The following is a 10,408-nucleotide window of genomic DNA, read 5'->3' as shown; positions in this document are numbered from 1 at the left end:
ACGTTCAGCGTTTCTGCCCAGCTGCCGTCACTTCTTCCCCGGTAACACCGAACTGAGCACCTGCTTGGCCGTCTGCACGATGACCCCGGCCTGGTCAGGGTCGCCCTTGAGCAAGGTACTGGCGAATTTCTTCGCCTGTTCCAGCTTGATATGCGGCGGCAGGGGCGGCACGTTGGGGTCGGTCTTGAACTCGATCAGCACCGGGCGATCGGCGTTCAGTGCGCGTTCCCAGGCGGCTGCGATGTCTTCTTCACGGTCGACGAAAATGCCCTGCAAGCCGATGGAGATTGCGAACAGGTGGTAGGGCACGTCGGGAATCGACTGCGACGCTTCGAACTTGGGGTCGCCTTCCATGACCCGCTGTTCCCAGGTGACCTGGTTGAGGTCCTCGTTGTTGAACACCGCACAGATCCATTGCGGGTTCTCCCACTGCTGCCAGTACTTGGCCACGGTGATCAGCTCGGCCAGGTTGTTCATCTGCATCGCGCCATCGCCGACCAGGGCCACCACCGGGCGCTGCGGATGGGCGAATTTCGCGGCAATGGCATAGGGCACGGCGGCGCCCATGCAGGCCAGGCCGCCGGACAATGAACACTGCATGCCTTGGCGAATCTGCAGGTCGCGCGCATACCAGTTGGCGCAAGAGCCGGAATCACTGGTCACAATGCTGTCGTCTGGCAGGCGCGGGGACAGCTCGTACACCACGCGCTGCGGGTTGATCGGCTCGGCATGGACCATGGCACGTTTGGCCAGGGTGTTGTCCCAGCGTGCGCGCCAGCCTTCGACCTTCTTGCGCCAGCGCCGGTCGGTCTTGTGTTGCAGCAGGGGCAGCAATGCACGCAAGGTCTCGCCAGCGTCACCGACCAGGTTGACCTCCATGGGGTAGCGCAGGCTCAGCATGTCGGGTTGCAGGTCGATCTGCACGCCACGGGCCTGGCCCTCCTTGGGCAGAAACTCGGCATAGGGGAAACCCGAACCGACCATCAGCAGGGTGTCGCATTCGTTCATCATCTGGTAGCTGGGCTCGGTCCCCAGCAAGCCGATGGCGCCGGTCACCCAGGGCAGGTCATCGGCTACTGCAGCCTTGCCCAGCAGCGCCTTGGCCACCCCAGCGCCCAACGTGTCTGCGATGGCGATGATTTCATCGGTTGCCTGCAAGGCCCCGGCGCCCACCAGGATGGCGACCTTGCGCCCGGCGTCGAGCACTTCGGCGGCGCGTTGCAGGTCGCTGTCATAGGGCACCACCTTGGGTTTGCTGTAGCCGATGCCCGAATGCACGGTGCCGTGGGCACGTGGCGGTTCGTGGTAGGGCAGGTCCTGCAGGTCATTGGGCAGAATCACCGCCGTCACCCGCCGCTCGCCGACGGCAGTGCGCACGGCGCGGTCGAGCAGGTGGCGTACCTGCGAAGGTGTGGAGGCCTGCTGGACGAATGCACCGGCCACGTCCTTGAACATCGACAGCAGGTCCAGCTCCTGCTGATAGTGGCCACCCAGTGCCGCCCGTGCCTGTTGGCCGACGATGGCCAGCACCGGCATGTGGTCCATGCGCGCGTCGTACAGGCCCGTGAGCAAATGCGATGCGCCGGGGCCTGAAGTGGCAATGCACACGCCCAGTTCGCCGGTGAACTTGGCGTGGGCACTGGCCATGAACGCGGCCATCTCCTCGTGGCGCGCCTGGATGAACTGGATCTTGCCGTTGGCCCGGCTCAGCGCGCCGAACACGCCATTGATGCCGTCGCCGGGGTAGCCGAAGATGCGCCGCACCCCCCATTGATACAAACGCTCCACCAGAAAGTCGCCTACCGTGCCCGTCATTGTCTGCTCCCGTGCTGTGGTCGATAGGGGTCTGGACTGGGCTTGCGCTGGGAAAGTTTCAACGGTGTGAACAACTGCTAGCGCGGCGGCTGGCGTGACGACCCCGCCGCTTCAACCATTGGCAGGGCAAGTGCCGCTTGACGACGCGGCGGCCTGGCTGATCAGGGCCGCCAGGCGCTTGACGTTGGCTTGCTGGGCAATCACCACGTCATCGATGCTGCTGCCAGCGGCGGTCTGCAAGGTGCTGCGGCAGGTCAGCTGGGTATTGGCTTCGCGGGCGCGCAAGCGCCACCTGGCGTCCAGCAGTGCGTACTGCCCCGGCAGTGAATCGAAGCGTTGCACATCCACGCGCAGGGACAGCTTGCGAGCGGGGCGGGTATTGCTCAGTTGGTCGACCAACGCGCTGCGCAGCTCATCCACCAGCGTGGCGCCCCACCACTGCGTCTCGAGAATCGCCAGGCTGCTGTCGCCCTGGCGGATCACCAGCTGTGGCCGGTCGACCTGTGGCGGAACGCTGACACTTTCGATCAGGATCTCGTCCGCGGCGTTGTGCGACGTGGGTGCCGGCTGCGCCGGCGTGAGGGTATGGAACTGGATCGGGTCGCTGCGGCAAGCGCCCAGGGCCAATAGCGCGACCAGCAGGGTAATCCTTGGCAGATGGGTCATGTTCAACACTCCTGTGGTCATTTGCGGGGCGGCCCTTGCAGGTCCATCGGCCCCGCGTTGTCCGGGCGGCCACGGATCAGCGACTCGGGGTTGCGGCCCAGGTAGTCGGCAAGCTCGCGCAGGGAGCGCGACATGCGCCCCAGCTCGTCGAGCGTCTGGGTCAGCTGTTCACGCTGTGGCGAGTCTTCGGCCAGGGTCGAATTGGCCGACTTCAGGGTATTGCTGACCTCTGCCAGGGTGTTCTGCACCCCTGGCAAGGTCCGTGCGTTGAACTGGGTCAGGCCCTTGCGCAGCTCTACCAGGTTGGCATCGAGGTTACCGGCAATACGCTCCAGCGGCAGCCGGTTGAGCTTGTCGACCATGGTCTGCAACTGCTCCTGAAGCAGCTCCAGGCTGCCTGGTATGGTCGGGATGACCACCGGGCGGGCCGTCGGGTCGAAGGCCACCTTCTCGGCTTTGGGGAAGAAGTCCAGGGCGATGTACAGCTGGCCGGTGAGCAGGTTGCCACTGCGCGCCTGGGCACGCAGGCCGTTGTCGATGAAGGTGCCGATCAGCTTGGCGGCGGAGGCTTCGTCATTGGGGTCGTGCTGCAGGGCCTTGATCATTTTCTCGTGCGCACGGCCCAGGCGCTGAGGGTAGATGACGATGCCGACATTCACCGGGAAACTGCGTTTGACTTCATCGTAGTCCAGGTTCACCGCGACCACTCGGCCAATCTCCACGCCCAGGAACTCGACCGGCGCACCGACCTTGAGGCCGCGCATCGCCTGGTCGAAGCGTAGCGCCAGGTACTGCGCCTTGCCGGCGGGCGGGGCCAATGCACCGGCCTGGTCGGCGAACAGTTCAAAGCGCTGGTTCTCGCTGGCGGCCGTGTCGTTCGGGTTGTAGTCCGGCGCGCGGAAGGCGATGCCGCCGACCAGGATCGACGACAACGACTCGGTTTTCAGCGCAAAACCATTGGCGCCGACCTCCACATCAATGCCGCTGGCGTTCCAGAAGCGTGTGTTGGCGCTCACGAAGGCGTCGTTGGGTGCATGGATGAAGATCTCCACGTCCACCCCTTTACCTTCCTGGTCGAGGGCGTAGGCGACCACCTGGCCGACCGGGATCTTGCGGTAATACACGGGCGAACCGATGTCCAGCGAGCCTAGGTCCTGGGTGTGCAGGGTGAAGTGCTTGCCGGGCTCGCCGTAGGTGATGGCCGGCGGGTTCTCCAAGCCGATGAAGTGCTTCACGCGGGTGCTCGACTGGCCGATGTCGGCGCCGATGTAATCGCCCGAAAGCAGGGTGTCGATGCCCGACACGCCACCGGCGCCGATGCGCGGGCGGACTACCCAGAACTTCGAGTCCTCGCGGGTGAAGCTCTCGGCCTGCTTGTCGAGCTTGACGGTGGCGTTGACGTTTTTCTGGTCGTCACTCAGGGCCACTTCGGTGACGTGACCGATCACCACGTTACGGTAACGTACCTCGGTCTTGTTGGCCGCCAGCCCCGCGCCGGTCTTGAAGGTGAGGGTGATGGTCGGGCCTTCCTGCATCAGGTTGTGCACGACCAGGGAAAGCCCGACCAGCACGGCCACGATGGGCACGATCCACACCAGGGAAAAGCCGAAGCGCCGAGTCTTGACCGGTGCAGGGCCGGGAATGGGCGGGCGGTCATTGCTGGATGGGGTCATCCATGAGCTCCTTGTCAGGTGGCGTGTCCCAGATCATGCGGGGGTCGAAACTCATCGCTGAGAGCATGGTGAACACCACCACCAGGCCAAAGAACAGGATGCCCGGACGCGGCTCGATGTCACCCAGCGATTGAAACTTCACCAGCGCCGCGACCAGCGCTACCACCAGCACATCGAGCATCGACCAATAGCCGATCAGTTCAACGAAACGGTAGAGCTTCGAGCGCTGCTGTTGCGCCCAGGTACTGCCGCGCTGGACGGTGATCAAGAGCATCGACAGGGCCACGAACTTCACCCCCGGCACAGCGATGCTGGCGATGAAGATGATCAGCGCAATGTCCCAGGCGCCGTGCTCCCAGAACTCCAGCACGCCGCTCATGATGGTGCTGTCGGCGCCGCTGCCGAGCATCATGGTGTTCATCACCGGCAGCACGTTCGCCGGTACATAGAAGGCCAGGGCGGCCAGCAGGTAAGCCCAGGTGCGGCCCAGGGAATTGGTCTTGCGCCGATGCAAAGGGGCGTCGCAGCGCGGGCACTGGTGCGGTTCGTCGTGCATGTCGCAGGCCAGGCCACAGCTGTGGCACAGGCACAGGTCAAGCTCGCTGGCGGTTGGTGGCCGGCTCATGGCATGTCCCACAAGTCACGAATATCGCGCCCGGCGATACGGATCATCAACAGGCTCAACACGGCCAGTGCGAGCAGGCCGATACCCGGCAGTACATCGAGCATACCGGCGAGTTTGAACACCGCCACCATCGCCCCCAGCAGGCACACTTCGAGCATGCTCCAGGGGCGCAAGGTCTCCAGCCAGCGCATGCACAGCTTGAACGCGGGGGAGCGGCGGGCGGTGAGGGCAAAACCTAGCACCCAGATGAGCAACAGCAGCTGGAAGGCGGGGGCGATGATGATCGAAATGGCCGCGACCATGGCCATGAAGGTAATCGGCCCCTGGCTCAATGCCAGCACCGAGTCCCATAACGTGGCACTGTTTTTAAGCCCCTGCAGGCTGATGCTCATCACCGGGTAGAAGTTGGCAAACAACCACAGCACCGCAGCCGTGAAGCTTAATGCCAGGCGTTGTTCCACCGTCAAGCCGTTGTGCCGCTGCAGCACACCGCCGCAGCGCGTGCACACGGTTTTCTGATGTTTGGCGAGCAATGCCTTCTGATAAACGCAATCGCAGTGCTCGCAGATGATCAATTGCTCGGGTGTGGACATCATGATGCTCTGATCAACCGGCAGTGAGGCCTTTCTGAATATAGAAGCGCTCTAGCATTAGGCAAATGGCCGGCGGACGAAACACGGATTGGCCCTTGGCTGGCCAGGGGGCGTACGCGGAGTGTTCGCCTTGGGGTTTTCAGTGCCTATGAGATCGAGCGCCGCCCGCGCGGCGCATCGCGACGCAAGGCCGCTCCTACATTTGTTTCGGGCCAGTGAGGCCAGTGGCATTTGCGCGCGACCGCCTTGTTTGTACGACGCGATATTGAGGGGGGCACCAAGGGGCCGCGCGCCAATGCCAGAGGAATAATTGGCCCGAAACAGATGTAGGAGCGGCCTTGCGTCGCGATGCGCCGCGCGGGCGGCGCTCGATCTCATAGGCGCTGAAAATGCCAAGCCTGGCACCTGCGGCGCTCGATCTCACAGGCACTGAAAACCCCAAGCCTGGCACCTGCAAGCCCTAACCCTATCTCGCGCCAAGCCCCAATCCGCCCCCCCTCTACACCCATCGAACCCCAAACCCGCTACCCAAGTAGCATTCGTCCCCCCGTGCGTCCTCCGTACACTCAAGCCTCAGACACCCCGCGCCGGAGACCACGATGCAGCAGGCCCAAAACGACGGTGTTGTCAGCGCCATGTCACAGGCAACCGACGCGCGGCTGGCGGCCCAGGACCTGGCGCGGCAACTGCTGCACCCGCACCTGGGCTTCGTGCTGTTCTTCTGTTCGGCCGAATACAATCTACGCGAGCTGGGCGAGGCCCTCGAACAAGGTTTCGGCGGCATCCGCCTGGTCGGTTGCACCAGTGCCGGCGAAATCACCCCGCTGGGCTACGGCCGCAATTGCGTGACGGCAGTGGGGTTCGATCATCGGCATTTCTCCATCGCCACCGAACTGATCGATGAAATGGAGCACTTCAGCCTGATCGACGCCCAACAGCGGGTCGAGCGCCTGGTCGGCACCTGCCGCAGCAATACCCTGGCGCCGATCAAAGGCCACAGCTTTGCCCTGACCCTGCTCGACGGTTTGTCCAGCCGCGAGGAGATGATCCTCGCCGCCCTGAGCGCAGCACTGGGGGACATCCCGCATTTCGGCGGTTCGGCCGGCGATGACAACTACCTGACCCGCACCCATGTGTACTTCGGCGGCGCCTTCCACAGCGGTGCGGCGGTGGTGGTGCTGGTCAACACCTGGCTCGATTTCGAAGTGTTCACCACCCACCACATCCTGCCGCGCCAGGAAAAGCTGGTGGTGACCGGCGCCGACAGTGCCCAGCGCCGGGTCTTCGAGCTCAATGCCGAACCCGCTGCCGAGGAGTACGCCCGGCACATCGGCGTGCCGGTGGCCGAGCTCGATCACCGGGTTTTCGCCGCCCACCCGCTGGCAGTACGTCTCCACGACCAGTACTACGTGCGGGCGATCCAGCAAGTGCACCCGGACCTGAGCCTGAGCTTCTACTGCGCGGTGGAGAACGGCATCGTGCTCACGGCCATGGCCCCAGGGCCACTGTTGCCGAACCTGCACAACGTGTTCGATGGCTTGCACCGGCGCCTCGGCCCGTTGCTGCTGACCATCGGCTGTGACTGCTTCCTGCGGCGCCTGGAGCTGGAAGCCCAGGGCTGCCTGGCGCAGGTCGGCGGGTTCTTGCGCGAGCAGCGGGTGATGGGCTTCAACACCTACGGAGAGCAGTTCAATGGCATGCACATCAACCAGACCTTCACCGGGGTCGCCATTGCCCGCAACCGAGCTGCGCTCAGCCGCTGAACTGCAGGCCGAGGTCGCCCGGCTGCAGCACGAAAACCATAAGCTGCAGCGGATCAATGGCGCACTGATCGAGCGCATCGAGTCCGGCGTGACGCGTGGCAACGACCCGTACGCGGCGTTCCAGCATTCGGTAGTGCTGGCCGAGCAGGTGCGTGAACGCACCGATGCCCTGAACCAGGCCATGGCCGAGCTCAAGGCCGGCAACCATCTGCTCGGCGAAGCCCGACTGCGGGCCGAGACGGCCCACCAGCACCTGATCGACGCCATCGAAAGCATCTCGGACGCCTTCGTGCTGTTCGATCAGAACCAGCGGATCGTGCTGTGCAACAGCCGCTTCAAGGCCTTCTGGGCCAACACCCGGGTGCGCATCATTGCCGGGATGCGCCTGGCCGAGGTCAAGCGGCTGATGACGGCCAGTGGCCTGTTCAGCGAAGAAACCCGCGGGCACGCCGACGAGCACCTGCTGTACCGGCTGTACAACGGGCGCTGGCTGCAAGTCAGTGAACGGCCGACCTGCGAAGGCGGGCGAGTGATCCTGTTTACCGATATCACCGAGGTCAAGCTCAGCGAAACCCTGCGCCGCGAGCAGGCCGTGGCACAGAAGTCGCACCTGTTGCAGCGGGCGGTGGACAACCTGTCCCAGGGGGTGGCCATGGTCAATGCCGAGGGGGTTCTGGAACTGTGGAACCGGCGTTTTCTGGAGCTCAGCGGCTTGGCTCCAGTCGCTGCCCACCGGCCCTTTGCCGAGGTGATCGGCGACAGCGAACTGAGCCTGTTGACCCCAGACAGCCGCGACGCCAACGGGCGGGTCATCCACGAGTGCGAACAACGCCTGTACGACGGGCGCATGCTGGAAATCCGTACGCATCCGCTGCCCACCGGCGGTTTCGTCAACACCTTCACCGATATCACCGAGCGCTACCAGCACGCCGAAGCCCTCAGCGAAAGCGAGCGCTGGATACGGCTGATTACCGACCATGTGCCGGCGCTGATCGCCTACCTCAATGCCGACCTGGTCTACGAGTTCACCAACAAGGTCTATGAACAGTGGTATTGCTGGCCGCGCGGCGTAATGCTCGGCCAGAGCCTGCGCGAGGCCCACAGCGAGCAGCATTACCAGCGCCTTGAAGCCTACGTGGCGCGGGCGCTGGCGGGGGAGAGCGTGACGTTCGAGCTTGCCGAAACCAACATCAACGATCAGGAGCGCTACATGCTGCGCTCCTACGTCCCCAACCGCCTGGCCAACGGTGAAGTGGTGGGGATCTTCGTGCTGATCCGCGACATTACCGAGCGCCGCAAGACCGCCGAGGCCCTGCACCAGGCCTACCAGAACCTGGAGCAACGGGTGCGCGAGCGCACCGCCGAACTGACCCGCCTCAACGACCAGCTGCTGCGCGAGATCGATGAGCGCAGCCACGCTGAATCGCGCTTGCGCGAGGCCAAGCGCGAGGCCGAGCAGGCCAACCTGTCGAAAACCAAGTTCCTGGCCGCCGTCAGCCATGATCTGCTGCAACCCTTGAACGCGGCGCGGCTGTTCACCAGCGCCTTGCTCGAGCGCCGCGAGCCGCAACAGAGTGTTCAGCTGGTGCGTAATGTCAGCAATTCCCTTGAAGACGTGGAAAACCTGTTAGGCACCCTGGTGGACATTTCCAAGCTTGATGCCGGGGTGATCAAGGCCGATATCGCACCCTTCGCCCTCAGCGAGCTGATGGACAACCTCGCCGCCGAGTACGCCCAGGTGGCGCGCAGCGAAGGGCTTGAGTTGCACTTCGTGGGCTGTTCGGCCGTGGTGCACAGCGACATCCAGCTGCTGGCGCGGATTCTGCGCAACCTGCTCAGCAATGCCATCCGCTACACCCGCAGTGGCCGCGTGGTGCTGGGCTGTCGGCGCCAGCACCGCGGCCTGTGGATCGAGGTGTGGGACAGCGGGATCGGCATCGCCGAAGAACGCTTTGACGAAATGTTCCAGGAGTTCAAGCGTGGCGATGTGCAGCGCCCGGACCAGGACCGAGGCTTGGGCCTGGGTTTGGCTATCGTGGAGAAGATCGCCGGCATCCTCGGCCATCGGATCCGTGTGCGCTCATGGCTCGGCAAGGGCTCGGTGTTCGCTGTCGAGGTGCCGCTGAGCGCCACCGCGCCCAAGCCACAGCCGAGCCTGGCAATCAGCGAGCCGATGCTCGAACGCCTGCGCGGGGCGCGGGTCTGGGTGCTGGATAACGACGCGGCGATCTGCGCCGGCATGCGCACACTGCTGGAAGGTTGGGGTTGCCGGGTGGTCACGGCACTCTCGGAGCAAGACCTGGCGCGCCAGGTGGACAACTACCACGCCGAAGCCGACCTGCTGATCGCCGACTACCACCTGGGCAACGGCTGCAATGGCGTTGATGCGGTGGCGCGGATCAATGCCCGCCGTGCGGTGCCGTTGGCGGTGATGATGATCACCGCCAACTACAGCAACGAACTCAAGCAACAGATCCGTGAGTTGGGCCACACCCTGATGCACAAACCGGTGCGGCCTATGAAACTCAAGACCGCGATGAGCCACCTGCTGGCCGGCAACGCCACGCAGCCTGATCAGCGGCGCAGGTAGTCGCCGAAGTCGATATCGCCGGCACTGAGGATCGCCTGTACACGATTGTGCACATTGAGTTTGCGCAGAATCGCCGAGACATGGGCCTTGACCGTGGTTTCGGCGATGTCCAGGGTGTAGGCGATCTGCTTGTTCGATTCGCCCTTGGTCATGCGTTCCAGTACCAGCAGTTGCTTGCGGGTCAGGGCCTGGAGCATCTCCGGCGGGAAGCTCGGGGCCTCGTTCAGGCGTCGGCTGGTGCCGGGCTTCTGGGCGCGGATGATGTCTGGGGGCAGGTAGACATTGCCGTTGAGGATCTGCTCGATCGCTTCGATCATCTGTGAGCGCGGCGAGGACTTGGTGATGAACCCCACGGCGCCATAGGTGATGGCCTGCAGCACGATCTGTTTTTCCTGCTCGGCCGAGACGATCACCACCGGTGTGGTCGGTGCTTCGTTGCGCAAGGTGATCAGGCCATTGAGGCCGTGCATGCCTGGCATGTTCAGGTCGAGCAGGATCAGGTCGAGGTCGTCATGCGCTTGGGTCAGCGCCAGGGCGCTGTCCAGGTCGGCAGTTTCCATGACTTCGCTGCCTTGGAAACCATCGCTGATGACGTTGTGGATGGCTTCGCGAAACAGTGGGTGATCGTCGGCAATCAGAATTTTGTACATGGCCTTTTCACCTCGTTGTTCTTGGATGGGGCG

Annotated in this window: 8 protein-coding genes; 2 read left to right on the top strand and 6 right to left on the bottom strand. The window is 63.9% G+C overall.

Features of this window, described 5'->3' with window-relative positions; genetic code table 11:
- Positions 1–27: 27 nt before the first annotated feature.
- The 5 genes from LJX93_RS15490 to LJX93_RS15470 all read right to left on the bottom strand — a co-directional run bounded on the left by LJX93_RS15490 (position 28) and on the right by LJX93_RS15470 (position 5,372).
- Positions 28–1,815 carry a thiamine pyrophosphate-requiring protein gene (locus tag LJX93_RS15490; RefSeq protein WP_033698497.1) on the bottom strand — a complete coding sequence of 596 codons (1,788 nt, stop codon included), beginning with the start codon at positions 1,813–1,815 and terminating at the stop codon, positions 28–30.
- A 111-nt stretch (positions 1,816–1,926) separates the two neighbouring features.
- Positions 1,927–2,481: a PqiC family protein gene (locus LJX93_RS15485; protein WP_227696154.1), complete on the bottom strand. Its 555-nt coding sequence runs from the start codon at positions 2,479–2,481 to the stop codon at positions 1,927–1,929.
- Positions 2,482–2,498: 17 nt separating this feature from the next.
- Positions 2,499–4,154 carry an intermembrane transport protein PqiB gene (locus LJX93_RS15480; protein WP_033698494.1) on the bottom strand — a complete coding sequence of 552 codons (1,656 nt, stop codon included), beginning with the start codon at positions 4,152–4,154 and terminating at the stop codon, positions 2,499–2,501.
- Positions 4,135–4,779, bottom strand: a complete 645-nt coding sequence (locus LJX93_RS15475; protein ID WP_033698493.1) for a paraquat-inducible protein A — start codon at positions 4,777–4,779, stop codon at positions 4,135–4,137. The genes LJX93_RS15480 and LJX93_RS15475 overlap by 20 nt, the downstream gene beginning before the upstream one ends.
- Positions 4,776–5,372, bottom strand: a complete 597-nt coding sequence (locus tag LJX93_RS15470; RefSeq protein WP_033700120.1) for a paraquat-inducible protein A — start codon at positions 5,370–5,372, stop codon at positions 4,776–4,778. Before LJX93_RS15470 ends, LJX93_RS15475 begins: the two co-directional genes overlap by 4 nt.
- Positions 5,373–5,971: 599 nt before the next feature.
- On the opposite strand from LJX93_RS15470, the gene nosP reads away from it, so the two are divergent.
- Both nosP and nahK read left to right on the top strand, forming a co-directional pair.
- On the top strand, positions 5,972–7,135 hold the full coding sequence (gene nosP, locus LJX93_RS15465) for a nitric oxide-sensing protein NosP (RefSeq protein WP_095064535.1): 1,164 nt from the start codon (positions 5,972–5,974) through the stop codon (positions 7,133–7,135).
- Positions 7,065–9,725 (top strand): hybrid sensor histidine kinase/response regulator NahK/ErcS', encoded by a 2,661-nt coding sequence (gene nahK / locus LJX93_RS15460; RefSeq protein ID WP_077068451.1) that lies wholly within the window; start codon positions 7,065–7,067, stop codon positions 9,723–9,725. The genes nosP and nahK overlap by 71 nt, the downstream gene beginning before the upstream one ends.
- Here nahK and LJX93_RS15455 read toward each other — a convergent pair.
- Positions 9,710–10,375 carry a response regulator transcription factor gene (locus LJX93_RS15455; RefSeq protein ID WP_033698488.1) on the bottom strand — a complete coding sequence of 222 codons (666 nt, stop codon included), beginning with the start codon at positions 10,373–10,375 and terminating at the stop codon, positions 9,710–9,712. The two genes, nahK and LJX93_RS15455, sit on opposite strands and share 16 nt — an antisense overlap.
- Positions 10,376–10,408 lie beyond the last annotated feature (33 nt).

It is taken from the genome of Pseudomonas sp. HN2-3, assembly GCF_020691745.1.
In the GTDB taxonomy this organism is placed as follows: domain Bacteria; phylum Pseudomonadota; class Gammaproteobacteria; order Pseudomonadales; family Pseudomonadaceae; genus Aquipseudomonas; species Aquipseudomonas capeferrum.
This window is presented reverse-complemented; position numbering and strand designations above follow the sequence as displayed.

Excerpts from the sequence above, each read along its gene's own strand:
- LJX93_RS15490 (WP_033698497.1), bottom strand. The coding sequence starts at position 1,815 with ATGACGGGCACGGTAGGCGACTTTCTGGTGGAGCGTTTGTATCAATGG.
- LJX93_RS15485 (WP_227696154.1), bottom strand. The coding sequence starts at position 2,481 with ATGACCCATCTGCCAAGGATTACCCTGCTGGTCGCGCTATTGGCCCTG.
- LJX93_RS15480 (WP_033698494.1), bottom strand. The coding sequence starts at position 4,154 with ATGACCCCATCCAGCAATGACCGCCCGCCCATTCCCGGCCCTGCACCG.
- LJX93_RS15475 (WP_033698493.1), bottom strand. The coding sequence starts at position 4,779 with ATGAGCCGGCCACCAACCGCCAGCGAGCTTGACCTGTGCCTGTGCCAC.
- LJX93_RS15470 (WP_033700120.1), bottom strand. The coding sequence starts at position 5,372 with ATGTCCACACCCGAGCAATTGATCATCTGCGAGCACTGCGATTGCGTT.
- nosP (WP_095064535.1), top strand. The coding sequence starts at position 5,972 with ATGCAGCAGGCCCAAAACGACGGTGTTGTCAGCGCCATGTCACAGGCA.
- nahK (WP_077068451.1), top strand. The coding sequence starts at position 7,065 with ATGGCATGCACATCAACCAGACCTTCACCGGGGTCGCCATTGCCCGCA.
- LJX93_RS15455 (WP_033698488.1), bottom strand. The coding sequence starts at position 10,375 with ATGTACAAAATTCTGATTGCCGACGATCACCCACTGTTTCGCGAAGCC.